Source organism: Pseudomonas sp. R11-23-07 (assembly GCF_003852295.1).
Taxonomy (GTDB): domain Bacteria; phylum Pseudomonadota; class Gammaproteobacteria; order Pseudomonadales; family Pseudomonadaceae; genus Aquipseudomonas.
Genome location: NZ_CP027761.1, coordinates 3,187,054 through 3,204,941 on the forward strand (window position 1 = coordinate 3,187,054; position 17,888 = coordinate 3,204,941).

Annotated in this window: 13 protein-coding genes and 3 pseudogenes; 7 read left to right on the forward strand and 9 right to left on the reverse strand. The window is 63.5% G+C overall.

Annotated features, from left to right (window positions below; genetic code table 11):
* The first annotated feature begins 59 nt into the window (after nucleotides 1-59).
* Nucleotides 60-875 (forward strand): alpha/beta fold hydrolase, encoded by an 816-nt coding sequence (locus C4J84_RS14510; RefSeq protein WP_124429821.1) that lies wholly within the window; start codon nucleotides 60-62, stop codon nucleotides 873-875.
* The gene (locus C4J84_RS14515) at nucleotides 835-2,025 is read left to right on the forward strand and encodes an ATP-binding protein (RefSeq protein ID WP_372238192.1); all 1,191 of its coding nucleotides are present in this window, start codon (nucleotides 835-837) and stop codon (nucleotides 2,023-2,025) included. Before C4J84_RS14510 ends, C4J84_RS14515 begins: the two co-directional genes overlap by 41 nt.
* On the opposite strand, the pseudogene dapF reads toward C4J84_RS14515, so the two are convergent.
* Nucleotides 1,985-2,799: pseudogene (dapF, locus tag C4J84_RS14520) on the reverse strand (diaminopimelate epimerase). The gene C4J84_RS14515 and the pseudogene dapF sit on opposite strands and share 41 nt — an antisense overlap.
* A 66-nt stretch (nucleotides 2,800-2,865) precedes the next feature.
* Here dapF and C4J84_RS14525 point away from each other — a divergent pair.
* The gene (locus tag C4J84_RS14525) at nucleotides 2,866-3,474 is read left to right on the forward strand and encodes an AAA family ATPase (RefSeq protein ID WP_124435600.1); all 609 of its coding nucleotides are present in this window, start codon (nucleotides 2,866-2,868) and stop codon (nucleotides 3,472-3,474) included.
* A 13-nt stretch (nucleotides 3,475-3,487) separates the two neighbouring features.
* Here C4J84_RS14525 and C4J84_RS14530 read toward each other — a convergent pair whose 3' ends face one another.
* From C4J84_RS14530 to C4J84_RS14540, 3 genes are read right to left on the reverse strand one after another with little or no spacing between them, the layout of a single operon-like run.
* A complete protein-coding gene (locus C4J84_RS14530) occupies nucleotides 3,488-3,904 on the reverse strand; it encodes an SRPBCC family protein (RefSeq protein ID WP_124371000.1) in 417 nt (138 codons plus the stop codon).
* A gap of 25 nt (nucleotides 3,905-3,929) precedes the next feature.
* Nucleotides 3,930-4,727, reverse strand: coding sequence for an SDR family NAD(P)-dependent oxidoreductase (locus tag C4J84_RS14535; RefSeq protein ID WP_124367338.1), 798 nt, complete (start codon nucleotides 4,725-4,727; stop codon nucleotides 3,930-3,932).
* Nucleotides 4,728-4,743: 16 nt separating this feature from the next.
* Nucleotides 4,744-5,748, reverse strand: coding sequence for an aldo/keto reductase (locus tag C4J84_RS14540; protein WP_124435601.1), 1,005 nt, complete (start codon nucleotides 5,746-5,748; stop codon nucleotides 4,744-4,746).
* Nucleotides 5,749-5,860: 112 nt separating this feature from the next.
* Here C4J84_RS14540 and C4J84_RS14545 point away from each other — a divergent pair, with 112 nt between their 5' ends.
* Both C4J84_RS14545 and C4J84_RS14550 read left to right on the forward strand, forming a co-directional pair.
* Complete coding sequence (locus C4J84_RS14545; RefSeq protein ID WP_124435602.1) at nucleotides 5,861-6,754, forward strand: LysR substrate-binding domain-containing protein; 894 nt, start codon at nucleotides 5,861-5,863, stop codon at nucleotides 6,752-6,754.
* A gap of 191 nt (nucleotides 6,755-6,945) precedes the next feature.
* Nucleotides 6,946-9,108, forward strand: coding sequence for a TonB-dependent siderophore receptor (locus tag C4J84_RS14550; RefSeq protein WP_124435603.1), 2,163 nt, complete (start codon nucleotides 6,946-6,948; stop codon nucleotides 9,106-9,108).
* 3 nt (nucleotides 9,109-9,111) lie between these two features.
* Here the strand turns inward: C4J84_RS14550 and C4J84_RS14555 are convergent, their stop codons facing one another.
* The 5 genes and pseudogenes from C4J84_RS14555 to C4J84_RS14575 form a co-directional block, all read right to left on the reverse strand.
* Complete coding sequence (locus C4J84_RS14555; RefSeq protein ID WP_124435604.1) at nucleotides 9,112-9,549, reverse strand: carboxymuconolactone decarboxylase family protein; 438 nt, start codon at nucleotides 9,547-9,549, stop codon at nucleotides 9,112-9,114.
* Between the two features lie 93 nt (nucleotides 9,550-9,642).
* On the reverse strand, nucleotides 9,643-11,088 hold the full coding sequence (locus C4J84_RS14560) for a mechanosensitive ion channel family protein (RefSeq protein ID WP_124435605.1): 1,446 nt from the start codon (nucleotides 11,086-11,088) through the stop codon (nucleotides 9,643-9,645).
* A gap of 119 nt (nucleotides 11,089-11,207) precedes the next feature.
* Nucleotides 11,208-11,303 (reverse strand): annotated as a pseudogene (locus tag C4J84_RS26790) (N-acetyltransferase); the annotation flags it as partial.
* 65 nt (nucleotides 11,304-11,368) lie between these two features.
* Nucleotides 11,369-12,235, reverse strand: a complete 867-nt coding sequence (locus tag C4J84_RS14570; RefSeq protein WP_124435606.1) for a pirin family protein — start codon at nucleotides 12,233-12,235, stop codon at nucleotides 11,369-11,371.
* A gap of 76 nt (nucleotides 12,236-12,311) precedes the next feature.
* Nucleotides 12,312-13,517 (reverse strand): multidrug effflux MFS transporter, encoded by a 1,206-nt coding sequence (locus tag C4J84_RS14575; protein WP_124435607.1) that lies wholly within the window; start codon nucleotides 13,515-13,517, stop codon nucleotides 12,312-12,314.
* 100 nt (nucleotides 13,518-13,617) lie between these two features.
* On the opposite strand from C4J84_RS14575, the gene C4J84_RS14580 reads away from it, so the two are divergent.
* Both C4J84_RS14580 and C4J84_RS14585 read left to right on the forward strand, forming a co-directional pair.
* The gene (locus tag C4J84_RS14580; RefSeq protein ID WP_124435608.1) at nucleotides 13,618-14,724 is read left to right on the forward strand and encodes an efflux RND transporter periplasmic adaptor subunit; all 1,107 of its coding nucleotides are present in this window, start codon (nucleotides 13,618-13,620) and stop codon (nucleotides 14,722-14,724) included.
* A 2-nt stretch (nucleotides 14,725-14,726) separates the two neighbouring features.
* Nucleotides 14,727-17,800 (forward strand): annotated as a pseudogene (locus C4J84_RS14585) (efflux RND transporter permease subunit).
* Nucleotides 17,801-17,888 lie beyond the last annotated feature (88 nt).

The window sequence follows — 17,888 nt, forward strand, 5'->3', positions numbered from 1 at the left end:
CCTGCGACTCTCTAAACTGCCGCCACGTTGTATAGCAACAAGCCCTCTACGAGAACGCCATGGACCTACGTCACCGCAACAACGTTAATGTGATGGGCCGCGGCGCGGCGACCCTGGTGTTTTCCCACGGCTTCGGCTGCAACCAGGCGATGTGGAATTACCTGGCACCGCATTTTCTCGAACGCTTTCGTGTTGTGCTGTATGACTTGGTCGGCGCCGGCCTGTCGGACCTTGGCGCCTTCGACAAAGCCAAGTACGGCACCCTGGAAGGTTACGCCCACGACCTCGACGAGTTGATCGACGCCTACGCCGAAGGCCCGGTGATTCTGGTGGGGCACTCGGTCAGCGCCATGATCGGCACCCTCGCTGACCGTCTCGCGCCGGGGCGGGTCGCGGCGCACGTGATGATTGGCCCATCGCCGCGCTATATCGACGCCGACGGCTATGTCGGCGGTTTCAAGCGCGACGACATCGAAGACCTGCTCGACACCCTCGACAGCAACTACCTCGGCTGGTCCAGCAGCATGGCCCCAGTGATCATGGGTGCCCCTGGGCAACCCGAGCTGAGCACCGCACTGACCGAGAGTTTCTGCCGCACCGAACCCGACATCGCCAAGCAATTTGCCCGGGTGACCTTTCTCTCGGACAACCGCGACGATGTGATCGGCCTGACCACGCCGGTATTGATCCTGCAGTCGAGCGACGACTTGATCGCCCCCGTGGCCGTCGGCGAATACCTGCACGCTGTGCTGCCCAACAGCACCTATCACCTGGTAGACAACATCGGCCATTGCCCGCACATGAGTGCGCCCCAGGCGTGCGCGGCGGCGATGGATGAGTTCCTGGCGCCATGGGCCAGCGTCAGTGCCGGCTGAGTCGCTGTTCGACAGCGCCGCCTGCGCCCTGGCGGTGACCCAGCAAGACGGCACGATTCTGCACGCCAACCAGCGCTTGGGTGAGTGGCTCGGGCTCAGCGCGGCCCATCTGCTCGGCCAACGTTTTCAAGACCTGCTGACCATGGGCGGGCGGATTTTCTACCAGACCCACCTGGCGCCGATGCTGCGCATGCATGGCAGCGTCAACGAGGTGAAGCTCGACATTCGCCATCGTGACGGGCACAAAGTCACCGTGCTGCTCAATGCCAGCCAACGCCAGCAGGCCGAGGGCGTGGTGTATGACCTGGCGCTGTTCGGCACCACCGACCGCGACAAGTACGAGCGCGAGCTGCTCAACGCACGCAAGCTGGCCGAAGCGCTGCTTCAGGAAAAAACCGCCGCCGAACAGGCACTGCACCAGGCCCAGGCAGAATTGAGCGAAGCCTATGCCATTGCCCAGCAACGTGCGTTGTTTGCCGAGCAGATGGTGGCGATTGTCAGCCACGACTTGAAAAACCCCCTCGCCGCGATCCGCATGGCGTCGGACTTTCTTCGCCGCGGCGAGCGCACACCCAAGGAGCACCAGTTGCTCGGGCATATCGCCCAATCGTCCGAACGCGCCCAGCGCATGATCGCCGACCTGCTGGACTTCACCCAGGCCCGGGTCGGCCAGGGCATCACTATCAGGGCCCGGCCACTGGATTTGCACCGGGTGATTCATCACGCCGTGGACGAACTGCGTGTGGCCTTCCCCAGGGCCACGCTGGTGCATCAGGCCGAGGGCCATGGCGACGCGTGCCTGGATGCCGACCGTGTGCAGCAGATGGTCGGCAACCTCGTCGCCAACAGCGTGGCCTATGGCGATCTGCAACGGCCGATCACCGTCACCTCGCGCCTGGGCGCCAGGGGCGGTGAGGTTGCGGTGCATAACTACGGCGCGGCGATTCCCCAAGCGTTGCTGGCCGGGCTGTTCGAACCCATGACCCGAGGCACTCACCAGGGCAGCGATGTGCGCAGCGTGGGTTTGGGCCTGTACATCGTGCGCGAACTGGCCAGGGTGCATGGCGGCGATGTGGCGGTGAACTCCTGCGCGACGCGCGGCACCACGTTCAGCGTGACGTTCCAGGCAGGTACGCCGCACCCTGCATGATCGGCTCGACGCTGCCCGTCAACACCACCCCGCCCTGCCCGTCCCATTGCACCGTCAGGGTTCCGCCATCGCATTCGACCTCCACTTTGTCATCCAGCAGCCCGCGTCGAACGCCATTGACCACCGCCGCGCAGCAACAGGACCCGGAACCCAGCGGCACGCCGCCGCCACGCTCCCAGATCCGCAGGCGGATACGGTTACGCTCGAGCACCTGCACGAAATGCACATTGGTCCTGGCCGGGAACAGCGGGTGATATTCCAGGGCCGGGCCCACCGCTTCGACATCCACTGCAGCGATGTCTTCCACGAAGAACGTACAGTGCGGATTGCCCATGCCGCAGGCGGCCGGTTCACCGTCGATGGGCAGCACGCGGGTGTCCATCGCCCGCGCCAGCGGCACCGCCTCCCACGCCAACGAAGGTTCGCCCATGTCCACCGACACCCGCTGCCCGTCCACGCGCACGCAGGTGAGCAAGCCACGGTCGGTACGCAGCACCACGGCATGGGTGCCGGCCTCATGCATCAAACGGTCGGCCACGCCCCTTGTGGCGCTGCCACAGGTTTGCAGCGGCGTGCCGTCGCAGTTCCAGAACTGAATGCGGGCAGCGGCGTCGTCACAGTCGAGCATGACCGCGAGTTGATTGAAACCGATGCGGTGTGCCGGTCGCCCAGGCGTCGGGCGATCTGCGCCGTGATAGGGTTATCCTGGCCACGGCGGTCGATGATGATGAAGTCGTCGCCGTGGGCGTGCATCTTGACGAAGGGCAAGGTCATGAACGGTCCTGTAGTCGAACGAAACAGCCCCACTCTAACACCCCCGTAGCAGCGAGGAGATGGACCATGCTTATCGTATTCAGCGGCCTGCCCGGCACCGGCAAGACCACGATTGCCCGGGAGCTGGCCCGGCAGATGGGCGCGGTTTACCTGCGCATCGACGTGATCGAGCAATCGTTGCGGGAGGCTGGCGCGTTGGCGGGCGATGTGGGTACGAGCGGGTATGGCGTGGCGAATGCGTTGGCACTGAGTAATGTGCGCCTGGGGCAACGAGTGATCGCTGACTGTGTGAACCCGGTGAGGGAGAGCCGCGAGGCCTGGCGAGGCGTGGCGCGGGCGGCGGGCGTTGAGCTGGTCGATATCCAGGTGATTTGTTCTGATCAGCAGGAGCATCGGCGCAGGGTCGAGAGCCGTGAAAGCGATATTCCAGGGTTGCTGCCGCCGACTTGGCAGTCGGTGCTGGCACATGAATACGAAGCCTGGGATGAGCCGCCGTTCCTGCTCGATACGGCACGGCTCACCCCCGCACAGGCCATCGCGTCGACCCACGCACTGCTTGATCGTCCCCACGCCCCGCGTGGGCATGCAGCCCGTGACGCTCTGCGTCACCTGCGCAAGGGGACGGGGAGCTTCCCAGCAGGCATTCCCACGCGGGAGCATGGGAACGAGCCCTGACAGAGGGTTGGCGTCAGCCGGGGAAGTTGGCGCGCAACGCCTCCAGACCATCGTTGTACACGCCGGCAAACAACGTCTCCGCCGCTGCATCCGTGGTGCCCTCGGCCGGCGTGAACACGCCGGACCAGGTTACTTTGGCAGACGATTCGGTCAGCGCTTCAACCTGCACGGTCGCCAAGTAAGCGCTCACCGGAAACGGCGACTGCTCAATGGTGTAGCTGTAGGTGCGCGCCACGTTGTCGAAGGTCTGCAACCGCTCGACAATCTGGCCGCCATCAGCAGTATGCAGATGACGCACGCGGCCACCGTCGCTCGGCTCGCTTTTGGCGATGAAGGGCAGCCAGTCAGGCAGGCTGTTGAAGCCACCGATGAGTTTCCAGACCTGGTCAGCCGACGCAGGGATTTCGATCACAGAAGACGCTGTTGCCACGATAAATACTCCAGAGCGTTAAAAATCAGATCGCCATGCTGTCGACAACACCACCGTCGACCCGCAACGCGGCGCCGGTAGTGGCAGACGACAGCGGTGAAGCAATGTACGCCACCAGGTTGGCCACTTCATCCACATTCGCCGCGCGCTGGATGATCGAAGTCGGCCGCGCGTTGCGCACGAACACATCGGCCTCGTCCCGCGCGGTGCGCCCGGATTGTTGCGTGGCGTCCTTGAGCATGTGCTCGAGGCCATCGGTGAACGTCGGCCCCGGCAGGATCGCGTTGACCGTCACACCGGTACCTGCCAGGCGCTTGGCCAGGCCATGGGACACCGCCAGATTGGCGCTTTTGGTCACGCCATAATTGATCATGTCTGCCGGGGTCGCCACGCCGGATTCAGACGACACAAAGATCACCCGCCCCCAGCCCTGCTCGACCATGCCCGGTACGTAATGCCGCGCCAGCCGCACGCCGGAGATCACGTTGACTTCATAGAAACGCGTCCACTCGCTGTCCGGTGCCTCGAAGAAATCCACATCATTGAAGATGCCCAGGTTGTTGACCAGGATATCGGCGCGGGGTTCGGCGGCGAACAGTGTCTCGGCGCCTTCGACCGTGCCCAGGTCGGCCACGCACCCGCGCAGATCGGCGCCTGGCACCGCCTGGCGGATGCTCGCCAGTGCAGCGTCGACTTTGCCGCTGTCACGCCCGATCACCACCACGGTGGCACCGGATTGCGCCAGGGCCTGGCTGATGCCCAGGCCGATCCCGGCCGTGCTGCCGCTGACGATGGCTACTTTGCCGCTCACATCGATTTTCATGGTTGAACTCCTGAAGTTAAAGCGGCAGAGGCGCGCGAAGCGAGATCAACTGCGCATCGCGCAACGCCTGCCAGAAGGCTGCTGGAATCTGCTCTGACAACGCCGCCACGTCTTCGGCAATACGCCCCGGACGACTGGCACCGGGAATCACCGCGGCCACGGCCGGGTGAGCCAGGGAAAACTGTAGCGCAGCGGCCTTGACGCTGACGCCAAACGCTTGGGCAATCGCCTTGATCTGCTCGACTTTGCTGATGATCGCCGGGCTGGCCTGCTGGTATTCAAAGTGCGCGCCGCCGGCAAGGATGCCGGAGCTGTAGGGGCCACCGACCACGATCTCAACGTGCTGTGCGAGGGCCGCGTCCATCAGGCGCTGCAAGGCACGCTCGTGGTCGAGCAGGGTGTAGCGGCCGGCCAGCAGAAAGCCGTCGGGTTGGGCTTCGGCCAGGTCCAGTGTCAGCTCGCACGGTTCGACACGGTTCACACCCAGGCCCCAGGCCTTGATCACGCCTTCTTCGCGCAAGCGCGTCAGCACCTTGAACGCACCGGTACGCGCCTGGTTGAAGTACTCCAGCCACTGATCGCCGTAGAAATCCTGGGCAATGTCGTGAATCCACACGATGTCCAGGCGGTCGGTGCGCAGGCGCTCAAGGCTGTCTTCGATCGAGCGCAAGGTGGCGTCGGCGCTGTAGTCATTGAGCATTTTGTTCGGACGGCCGTGCTCGAACACACCGCTTTTCTCGCCCAGGTCACGGGCGCTTTCTTCGACCTCGTCGAGAATCACCCGGCCGACCTTGGTGCTGAGCACATAGTCGTCGCGGTTGTAATGGGACAAGGCCTGGCCCAGGCGGATTTCCGACAACCCCGAACCGTAGAACGGCGCGGTATCGAAATAACGCACGCCGTGATTCCAGGCAGCCTCGACGGTGGCCTGGGCTTCGTCTTCAGGAATGGCGCGGAACATATTGCCCAGCGGTGCGGTGCCAAAGCCCAGGACGCCGGGCAGTTTGTCTTTCAAGCTCATGGTGGTTCCTCAATCGGTTCAGGGTCGCGATGACCGTTGAGCAGATCCTAGATTGCCTGGATCGGACCGTCCAAGACATACTACGACCAACTTGAGTCCCGATAGGTCTTACATGATTGATCTACGCCAACTGCGCTACTTCGAAGTGGTCGCCGAAGAACAACACGTCGGCCGCGCCGCCGAGCGCCTGCACATCTCCCAGTCACCGTTGAGCCGGCAGATCGCCCAGCTTGAAGAGCGCCTGGGCCTGACGCTGTTCGAACGCAGCCAGCAACGTATCCGCCTGACCCGCGACGGCCAGACCTTCCTCGCCGAAACCAAGGCGCTGCTGACCCACGCCAACCGCCTGGAGTCCCTGGGCAAGCGCCTGGGCCGAGGTGAAGAAGGCGGTTTGTGCATCGGCTATATCGAGAACGCCATGCACGCCGGGGTATTGCCCACTGCCTTGCGCGTGCTGCGCGATGACCGGCCTAACGTGCATATCAAGCTGTATAACCTGCCCTCCCTTGAACAGTTGGAAGGCCTGCGCCAGCGCAGCCTGGACATTGCCCTGGTGGGCGAACCACCAGCGGCCGACGATCCGGACCTGACCGCCCGCCAGGTGCTCGATGAACCAATGCTGCTGGCCTTGCCCGAACATCACCCGCTGACGCAGCAGCGCGAGCTGTTGCCCGAGCACCTGGCCGACCAACAATGGATCGGCGTACAGCGCAAACCCGGCGCCAGCCCGGCTGATGACTTCGTCGCCGCGTGCATCCGTGCCGGTTTCACCCCGCAGATTCCCATGGAAGCCAGCGAGCCCTTCACCGCCTTGGGCCTGGTGGCCTCCGGACTGGGCGTGGCCATGGTCCAAAAAGGCCTGAGCCGCAACGCACCGCCCGGCGTGGTGTTGCGCGAGCTGCCCTGGCTGAGCTACACCACCCCGCTATGGGCGGCCTGGCACCGGATCAACCTGCGGCCGTTGGTGGAGACGTTTCGCAAAGTGCTGACCGAACCCCAAGGCTGACGCGATCCAAACTGTGGGAGGGGGCTTGCTCCCGATAGCGGTGGGTCAGTCAGCTCATCTATGGCTGATATACCGCAATCGGGAGCAAGCCCCCTCCCACAGTTTGACCGAGTCCATACTGGCATCTTGTAAAGTCCCCCACTTCCCCCTAGCTTATGCGCCCCCCGCCCAGCGCTTTAAGGCCTTGCCCCATGGTTTTGCGTTTTCGTCCCGTCGTCACTTCACGTTTCGCCCTTGGCCTGTTGTTCAGTGGAGGCATCGGTCACAGCCTGGCGGCGCAGGTTGAACTGCCGGCGGTGCAGATCCAGGGCCAGGATGAGGCCGGCTATCGCACGCAAACCGCCGCGGTCGGTGGCTTCGATGAGGCGCCCCTGCTCGATACGCCCGCCTCGATCAGCGTGATCGACACCACGCTGATCAAGGACCAGCAGGCCCGCCTGCTCAGTGAGGTGCTGCGCAACGACGCCTCGGTGGGCGACAGCTACGCACCCATCGGCTACTACGAAAACTTCGTGGTGCGCGGCTTCTCGCTGAATGCGGCGAGCAGTTACAAGATCAATGGGCGCACCATCACCGGCGAGCAGAACGTCGCCCTGGAAAACAAGCAACAGGTGGAAGTGCTCAAGGGCTTGGCCGGGTTGCAAAGCGGGATTTCCGAGCCCAGCGGGGTGATCAACTACGTGACCAAGCGCCCCGAGGACGTGCGTTCGGTGACGGTGTCCAGCGATGATCGCGGCAGCGGTTATGTGGCCACCGATGTCGGCGGCTGGTTCGGCAGTGAGCAGCAGTTCGGCCTGCGCGCCAACGTCGCCCGCGAGGACCTGAATTCGTACGTGGAGCATGCCAACGGCCAGCGCGATTTTTTGTCCCTGGCCTTCGACTGGAACATCAGCCCGGATGCCGTGCTGCAACTGGATGCCGAATACCAGAACAAACAGCAGCGCTCGGTGCCGGGTTATCAATTGTTGGGCGGTACCGAGGTACCCCACGACGCCTCGCCGAAAAAGCTGCTCGGCCACCAGACCGGCTCCAGACAAGTGGGCATCGACTCACTGAACCTCAACGGCAAATTCGAGTATCGTTTCAGCGATCAGTGGAAAGGCAACATCAGCGCGGCGCGCAGCAAGGTGGTGATTGACGATTACAGCTCATTTGCCTGGGGCTGCTACGGGTCGACCAGCTGCAGCTCGGCAAGCGTGCCGAACTACTTCAGCCCCGAAGGCAATTACGACGTCTACGACTACCGCAGCCCCGACGACACCCGCCGCGACGATGAAGTCCAGGCCGCCATGACCGGCCTGTTCGACACGGCCGGACTGGGTCATGAGCTGACCTTCGGCACCAGCGCGTTTCGCCGGGTGATCGACAAGCGCAAGTCGGTCAATGAGCTCATTGGCACCGCCAATATCGACGCAGATGCGCCGAGCTTCCCGCCGACTGACAAACCGTTAAACGACAGCCATCGCACCCTCGACAGCCGCCAGTACGGCCTGTTCGTCACCGATCGCATTCGCTTCAACGAGCAATGGCAAACCATCCTCGGCGGCCGCGAAGTGCGCCTGGACGAAACAGCCTTCGACGGCGTCACCGGCAACCAGGCCCGCCACACCCAACAGTATGTGTTCCTGCCGCAGGCTTCGTTGATCTACAAACCGATTGAAAACATCTCGCTGTACACCAGCTATAGCAAAGGGTTGTCCCTGGGCGGCACCGCGCCCTGGTTTGCGAACAACGCCGATGAAACCCTGGCGCCTACCACCTCGCGGCAAATCGAAGCCGGGGTGAAATACGACTGGCGCCGCATCAGCTTCGCCGCCGCCGTGTTCCAGACACGCCAGGCCTATCAGTATGCAAAGCCCGAAGACGGTGGGTTCAACTATGTGCAACAAGGCGAGCAGAAAAACACCGGGATCGAAGTGTCGGCCAACGGCTGGGCCACCGACCGCCTGCAGGTTTCCACCAGCGTCGCGGCGATCCGGGCGCGGGTGAACGGCAGCGGTACGCCGGAATACGAAGAGCACCAGGCGATCAACGTGCCCAAACTGCGCGCCAGTGTGTATGCCGACTATGCGCTGCCGTGGGTCAATGGTCTGGCGGTGCTTGGTGGTGTGCAATACAGCGCCAAAAAGTACGCCAACCGCACCGGCAATGTGGAGGTGGGGGATTACGCGGTGGTCAATATCGGCAGCCGCTATACCACCCGGGTCGATGGCTATGAAACGGTGTTTCGCCTGAGCGTCGACAACCTGTTCGACAAGCGCTACTGGCGCGACGCGGGCGAATACATGGGCGATGACTACCTGTTCCAGGGCGCACCGCTGACGGCGCGCCTGAGTGCTTCGGTGAATTTATAAGGGTTACTTGGGCATCTTGCGAAAGCCAACGGCCAGGCGATTCCAGCTGTTGATGGTGGCGATCACCACGCTCAGGTCAACCTGTTCCTGCGGGCTGAATTCGGCGGCCAGTGCGTTGAAGTCTGCGTCCGGGGCGTGGGTCTGGCTGAGCAGGGTCAGGCTTTCGGCCCAGGCCAGGGCGGCGCGTTCGCGCGGGGTAAAGAACGGCGTCTCACGCCAGGCCGACAGGGTGTACAGGCGGCGCTCGGTTTCGCCGCCCTTGCGCGCGTCGGCGGTGTGCATGTCGAGGCAGAATGCGCAGCCGTTGATCTGCGAGACGCGCAGGCGCACCAGTTCCAGCAGCGGCAGTTCGATGGACAGTTTGCCGACCGCCGCCTCGAGGGCAAGCATGGCTTTCATGGCGTCGGGGGAAGCGGTGTAGAAATCGGTACGGGTTTGCATGGTGGAACTCCAGAACGGTGGGATTGGTGAGCAGGTTAGTCACCTGGGCGTTCTGGAGAAATAGCCAATCCGGGCGAAGAACAGGTGACCAATCTACAGGCCACGGTTCTTCAACCACTGCAGGAAACCCTTCTTCACCGGCACCACCGGCGCGTCCTCGGTCAGCGCCTGGGCGGCATGCACGCGGAAATCCAACAGCGCCTTCATGGCTTCGCCGATGTCATGCCGTGCATCCAGGCAGGGCTTGAGGTATTCGTTTTCGATGCGGTACAGGGTGCAATAAGTCTTGGCGGTGAAGTCCGCCAGCGTGGCCTGGTCGGACAAGATGCCGGACTCGCCGATCACCTCCCCCGGCCCCATGCGCCCGGCTTCGAACTTATGGCCACCCTTGAGCAACATCACCGAAACCACGCCGGATTTAATGATGAACAAATGGTCGCTGACCTCCCCCGCCGGCAGGATCATGTCACCGGCGCGGTAGGTGTGCAGGGTCATGTTCTGGCTGAAGGTGTCTTTTTCCTCCTGGCGCAGCGTGGAAAAGATCGACGAACGCTCAAGCAAGGCCCGCGCGCCGGAGACCGTGGCGGGCGTGCTGCCTTCGGTGGCAGACAACAGGCCCACACCCGCCGCCTGCAAGTGCCGGAATGCCAGGTCGTAAAGCTGGTTGCGCACTTCGCGCTTGAGGCCCATGGCCGGCACAAAGCCGCTGATTTCATACTCCACGCCGCCACTTGCCGACGCCTTGAACGCCACACTGGGCGCCGGCTTGGCCAACAGCGCCCGGCAGCCCTGCATCGCCCGCTCGAGGGCCTCGATCACCGTTTGCGGGCGCGCATGGGGGCTCACTTGCAGGCTGACCGCCAGGCCGAACATATCCGCCGGGCGCGAGAAGTTGATGATCTTGGCCTTGGCCGCCAGGGAATTGGGGATGACCGCCAGGCTGCCCTGAGACGTCTGCAACCGCGTGGCACGCCAATCGATGTCGGTGACGCGGCCTTCGGTGCCGTCAATGGAGATCCAGTCGTCGATCTGGTAAGGCTTGGTGGTGTTGAGGACGATCCCGGAAAACACGTCGCTCAGGGTGCTTTGCAGCGCCAGGCCGACGATGATCGCCACGGCGCCGGAGGTAGCGAGCACGCCTTTGACCGGTAGGTCGAGCACGTAAGCCATGGCGGCGATGATCGCGATCAGGAAAATCACGGCGCCCATCAGGTCCTGCAACAACCGCCCGGTATGGCCGACCCGCTGCATCATCACCGCGCCGAGCAATACCGTGAGGGTGCGCGCGGCGAACAGCCACCAGCCGATCTGCAACGCGGTGGCCGCCAGGTGCAGGGTGGTGTCATCGGCGTAGGGCGCCGCTTGCATGGGGTTCATGCCGTCGTTGAACAACACCGCGCTGAACACCGCAAAGATCACCAGCCGCGCCGCGAGTTTCCAGTTGGCGAGCGTGGGCGAGATAAGGCGCCACACGGCAATGTCGATAAGGATCAGCGCCACGGCGCACAACATCGGGTGATCAGCGATAAATGAGGGCATCCAGGCGACTCCAGGGCGAATGCCGAGAAGATCGCATGAAATGGCGATGGCGGGTATAGCGCAGAAAAAAATGTGGGAGGGGGAAAGCCCTGATGCCAGTCAGTCAAGGCGACACCGAACCTGTGGCGAGGGAGCTTGCTCCCGCTGGACTGCGCAGCAGTCCCATTGTTTGGGGCCGCTTCGCGCCCCAGCGGGAGCAAGCTCCCTCGCCACAAGTTAGTTCTCGCTCCTGCTACTTCTTAACTGACTTGCATTAGGGCAAGCCCCCTCCCACGGGCTTTCAGGCCTGCATCCGCCCGAACTTGCCCGACTGGAAGTCGGCAAAGGCCTGGTGGATTTCCTGCTCGGTGTTCATCACGAACGGCCCGTGGCCGACGATGGGCTCGTCGATCGGCTCACCGCTGAGCAACAGCACCTTGGCGTCGTCATTGGACTCCAGGGTGAGCCGGTCACCGTCGCGCTCGAACAACGCCAGTTGCCCTTGACGCGCGACTTCCTCGCCGTTGATCAACACCGTTCCACTCAAGATCACCAGCGCGGTGTTACGCCCGGCGTGCAGGTCCAGCGTAACGGCCTTGCCGGCCTTCAAGCGCAAGTCCCACAGGTCAATCGGCGTGAAGGTACGCGCAGGCCCTTGAGTGCCGGCGAATTCACCGGCGATCAAGCGCAGTTGCCCCGCGTCGCCCGGCAGCGGCAACACCGGGATATCGTCATCGACGATGGTCTGGTAGCCGGCGTCGGCCATTTTGTCCTTGGCGGGCAGGTTGACCCACAGTTGCACCATCTCCAACGCTCCGCCTTTGCGCGCGAAAGCTTCAGAATGAAATTCTTCATGGAGAATGCCTTTGGCGGCTGTCATCCATTGCACATCGCCCGGGCCGATTTTGCCGCCGGCACCGGTGGAGTCGCGGTGTTCGACTTCGCCGTCATAGACGATGGTCACCGTTTCAAAGCCGCGATGGGGGTGCTGGCCGACACCGCGACGTGTTTCGGTAGGCGTGAAATCGGCCGGGCCGGCGTGGTCCAGCAGCAGAAATGGGCTGATGTGTTTGCCCATCGTGTCGTAGGAAAACAGGGTGCGCACCGGAAAGCCGTCGCCGACCCAATGGGCGCGAGGGCTGGTGTAGATACCGATCAGTTTTTTCATGGTGTACCTCCAAAGTGCCTACACCATAAGTCTCCCAACCGTTGAACACTAGGCGGCGAACGCGGCTTTGAGCGTTCTATGTATAGGACAATGCCTTGGGCGTACGCTGGCGCAACAGGTGGAACGCGACGAAGGCCGCGACGGCAAAAACGGCTTGAATAACGATCATCGGCGTCGCGCTGCCATCACGTAAATGGCTCAACAGCACGCCGCTGCAGGTGGCGCCGAACATCTGCGCAAACCCCATCAATCCGGCGGCCAGCCCGGCGCGATGGGCGTTGGGCATTACCCCGCCCGTGACCGCACCGGGCAGCACCAGCCCGCCCCCAAGCGTGGCCAGGGCAATGGGCAGGTCCAGGCCGACCACCGAGAGCCCGAACAGCGCATAAATCACCAGTGCCAACACCCCGCCGGCGGCCACCAGCGTCACGCCCATCGTCACAATCCGCTGCGGTCCCAGGCGCAAAATGTTGCGTCGGGTATAGGTGGAACCGACGATCAGCATCGACACGATCAGGCCAAAATTGATGCCGTACTCCAGGCTGCTCAACCCCAGCAGGTTGATGAACACCGCCGACGAACCAGCAATTACCGCGAACATCGCGCCGTAGGTACAGGCCAGCGCCACGGCATAGGCGCGGTACTGGCGGCCCCTGAGCAAATCCAGGTATTGCCCGCCGAGGGTGCGCCAATGCGCGGCCTTGGGATCGAGGTGAGGGTTACTCTCGCGAAAGAACGCCACCGCCAGCAGCCACACGACGCTGCCGATGACCACAGCGAGCACGATGGGCGCGTGCCAACCGAACAGCTTGATCAGCAAGCCGCCCGCCATCGGCGCCACGACAATGGCATAGAGCATGCCGATCATGGTCAGCGCCAGGGCCGGGCCCGCCTCGGTTTTCCACACATCGCGTACCACCGTGCGCGCCAGCACCAACGCGGCGCATGCCCCCAGGCCCTGCAGCACGCGGGCGGCGATAAATTGCTGGATGTCCGTCACCAGCAGCATCGACAGCGTCGCCAGCACGTACAGCGTGAGGCCGGCGATCAATACCGGGCGGCGGCCGATACGGTCCGACAACGGCCCGAACAGCAACTGCCCCAGGCCGAACGCGGCCACAAATGCCGACAGTGCCATCAACGCCGAGCCTGGCGGCGCCGCCAACGCCTGCTCGATGGCGCCCAGGCCCGGGATGATCAATTGCGTCGAGACTTCACCCAGCGCTGTCAGCGCAACCAGTAAGAACAACAAGCGGCGCGAAGGTGCCGGGGCGTTTGCCATGGGGAATGTCCGGGGGCTGGATTAATTTATATTTCGACCATAATATGAGCGAAAAATTATGTCCATAATTTTTTGCCCTGTGGTCACCCTGGAGTCCGTCATGCCGCCCCTTTCCCTTCGCCTCTTAACGCCCCTGGCTCTGTTGATGGTCCTCAGTGGCTGCAACAGCAAGGCGGACAGTGCCGCTCAAACCTCCCCGCCGCGTCCGGTACTCGCCGTCAAGGTCGAGGCTGGCGGCACCCAGCAAAGCGCGTACACCGGTGTGGTTGCCGCCCGTACCGAAAGCAACCTGGGCTTTCGGGTCAGCGGCAAGGTGATCGAACGCAAGGTCGATCCAGGCCAGCACGTCTCTCGGGGCGACACCCTGCTGGTGCTGGACATCGGCGATTTCGAACTGGCGTTGCGCTCGGCAAAAAACCGCGTCAACGCCGCCCAGGCGCAACTGCGCCAGCGCCGCGACGACGAAAACCGCTACCAGCGCCTGGCCAGTACCGGCGCGGTGTCGCGGCAGATTTTCGACCAGTCGGCGACCAACCTGCGCGTCGCCGAAGCGGAACTGGCGGCGGCGCAATCGGATGCCAGCCAGATCGAAAACCGGCGTACTTATAGCGTGCTCAAGGCCGATGGCGACGGCGTCATCACTGACGTCCTGGCGGATCGCGGCCAGGTGGTGGCCGAAGGGCAGATCGTCGCGCGCCTGGCCCATGACGGCGCCCGCGAAGCCATCGTCAACCTGCCGGAACAGCAGCGCGCCCAGGCCGCGCAAAACGCCCTGGCCTTCCCCTTCGGCGCCCCGGACCAGGCCGTCACCGCTACCCTGCGCGAGCTGTCCGCCAGCGCCGATCCCACCACCCGCACCTACCGCGCGCGCTATGTGCTGCATGGCCCGCTCGAACGTTTCGCCCTCGGTTCCACCATCACCGTGCGCCTGCAAGGCAACGGCCAGGCCCAACAAACCCGCGTGCCCATCGGTGCGTTGCAGGATGCGGGACAAGGCACCGGCGTGTGGCTGATCGGTGAAGACAACCGGATCAGCTTCGCCCCGGTGAAAGTCGCCAGTCTCGGTCAGGAAGAGGCCCTGCTCGACAGCGGCGTCACGCCCGGCCAAACCATCGTCGCCCTCGGCGCGCACCTGTTGCACAGCGGTGACAAAGTACGCCTGCTGCCCGCCCAGGCGCTGGCCCTCAACCGCAAACAGGACCAATGAGCATGCGTGGAATCGACCTTTCGGAACTGGCGGTCAAGCACCGTGCCGTCACGCTGTTCCTGATCATCGCGATTATCGCTGCCGGGATCTTCTCGTTCGGCAAACTGGGGCGCGCCGAAGACCCCTCGTTTACGGTCAAGGTCATGACCATCACCGCCGCCTGGCCCGGCGCCACTGCCGAAGAAATGCAGGAGCAAGTGGCCGACCGCCTGGAAAAGCGCCTGCAGGAACTGGACTACTACGACCGCGTCGAGACCATCGCCCAACCGGGTTTCGTTTCGATGCGCATGACCTTCCTTGAATCCACGCGCCCGAGCGAAATACAGGAGCTGTTCTACCAGACCCGTAAAAAACTCAGCGACGAAGCCGCGAAACTGCCCAAGGGCGTGATCGGGCCGTTTTTCAACGATGAGTATTCGGATGTCTACTTTGCGCTGTATGCCCTGGAGGCCGAACACCTGCCCCATCGCCAGCAGGTACAAATGGCCGAACGCTGCGCCAGGGCCTGCTCAACCTGCCGGGGGTGAAGAAGGTCAATATCCTCGGCGAACAGGCCCAGCGGGTGTTTGTCGAGTTTTCCTACGAGCGCCTGGCGACCCTGGGCATCAAGCCCGAACAGATCTTCGCCGCCCTCGCCGCACAGAACGCCGTGGCGCCCTCGGGGTTCGTCGAAACCGCCGGCGCCCGCGCCTACATCCGCATCGATGGCGCCTTCGACAGCCTGGCGCTGATCGAGAACGTGCCGGTGCAAGCCAATGGCCGGGTGCTGCGTATCGCCGATGTCGCTACCGTCAGGCGTGGCTATGAAGACCCGCCCAGCTACCGCATCCGCCATCAGGGCGACCCGGCGCTGATGCTTGGGGTGATCATGCAGAAGCATTGGAACGGCCTGGAACTGGACAAAAGCCTGCAGGCCCAGGAAGCCCGAATCCAGGCCGACCTGCCCCTGGGCGTAAATTTTGCCAAGGTGTCCGACCAGGCGAAAAACATCAGCCTGGCGGTGAACGAGTTCATGCTCAAGTTCTTCGTCGCCCTGGCGGTCGTGATGCTGATCAGCCTGTTGGCCCTGGGCTTTCGCGTGGGGTTGGTGGTGGCGGCGGCCGTGCCGCTGACGCTGTCGATCGTGTTCGTGATCATGCTCGTCACCGGCCGTGAATTCGACCGCGTCACCCTCGGCGCCCTGATCATTTCCCTGGGCCTGTTGGTGGACGACGCCATCATCGCCATCGAAATGATGGTGGTGAAACTTGAAGAAGGCTTTGACCGCATCCATGCGGCCACCTATGCCTGGAGCTCCACGGCAGCACCTATGCTGACCGGCACGCTGGTAACGATCATCGGCTTTTTACCCGTGGGGTTCGCGCGATCCGGTGCGGGCGAGTACGCCGGGAATATCTTCTGGATCGTAGGCTTTGCCTTGATTTCATCCTGGTTGGTGGCGGTGGTGTTCACGCCGTATCTGGGCGTGAAGCTGTTGCCGCAGATCAAGCCAGTGCCCGGCGGGCATGATGCGATTTATGCCGGGCGCTATTACCAGAAACTGCGCGGCCTGGTGGAGGCCTGTGTGCGAGGGCGCTGGCTGGTGACCGGGCTGGTGGTGGCGGCGTTTGTGCTGTGCGGCCTGGGGATGGCGGTGGTAAAGAAACAGTTCTTTCCCGACTCCGACCGCTCCGAGCTGATTCTGGAGGTGTACATGCCGCCCGGCAGCGCGTTCAAAAGCACCGAAGCGGTGGCGGCGCAGGTGGAAAAAGCCCTGTTGCAGGAACCGCAGACGAGCCTGGTCGACACCTATGTAGGCGGCGGCGCACCGCGCTTTTTCCTGTCGCTGAACCCTGAGCTGCCGGACCCGGCGTTCGCCAAGCTGATCGTGCAAACCCCGGATTCCCACGCCCGCGATGCCTTGAAAGTGCGCATGCGCGCGCGCATCGCTGCCGGCGAGTTTCCCGCCGCGCGGGTGCGCGTCACGCAACTGGTGTTCGGCCCGCCGGTGCCGTTCCCCGTGGTGTTCCGTGTGTCCGGGCCGGACCTGGATACGCTGCGCGGGCTGTCCGAACAGGTGCGCCAAGTGGTGGCCGGCAACAAACTGACCCGCGACGCCTTCCTCGAATGGGGCGAGCGCGCCAGCGGTTACCGCCTGGTGCTCGACCAGGATCGCCTGCGCCTGCTGGGTTTCACCCCCGACGAGGTCAAGTCGCAGCTCAACGCCCTGCTCAGCGGCAACCCGATCACCGAAGTGCGTGAAGGCAACCGCACTGTGTCCGTGGTGGCCCGCGCCCAGGGCAGCCAACGCGAAGACCTCGGCAACCTCAACAACATGACCCTGACCAACAGCGCCGGCACGTCGGTGCCGCTGGCCCAGGTCGGGCATTTCCAGGCGGTGATGGAAGAACCGATCCTCAAGCGCCGCAACCGCGCCACCACCGTGGAAGTGCGCGCCGACATCATCGACGGCGTACAACCGCCCGATGTGGAAATGGCCGTTTACAAAGACCTGCAGCCGCTGATCGCCCAACTGCCCACCGGCTACCGGATCGACATCGGCGGCCCGGTGGAAGAAAGCGCCAAGGCAAACGTCGCCCTGGCGGCGCTGTTCCCGATCATGATCCTGCTGACGCTCACGGTGATCATGTTCCAGGTGCGCTCCTTTGGCGTGATGTTGATGGTCTTCGCCACCGCGCCGCTGGGCCTGATCGGCGCGGTGCCGACCTTGCTGCTGTTCAACCAGCCGTTCGGGTTCAATGCGATCCTCGGGCTGATCGGCATCGGCGGGATTCTGATGCGCAATACGCTGATCTTCACCGACCAGATTCGCCAGAACCAGGACCACGGCATGCCGATCCGCGAGGCCATCGTCGAGGCCACCGTGCGCCGAGCGCGGCCGGTGATCCTCACCGCACTGGCGGCGGCACTGGCATTCATTCCGCTGACGTTGTCGGTGTTCTGGTCGTCCCTGGCCTATGTACTGATCGGCGGGGTGCTGGTGGGCACGGTGTTGACGCTGCTGTTCCTGCCGGCGCTGTGCAGCCTGGTGCTGCGCGACAGGGTTGCTGAAACTTCCCACGTAACCGCCGGATAAGCTCTACTCCCCTGCCCCGGAAACCTCTGCAAAGTCCTTCGCCTGATTAAACAGTGCGAGGGAGTGCAGATGGTTTTTCCAGTGAGAG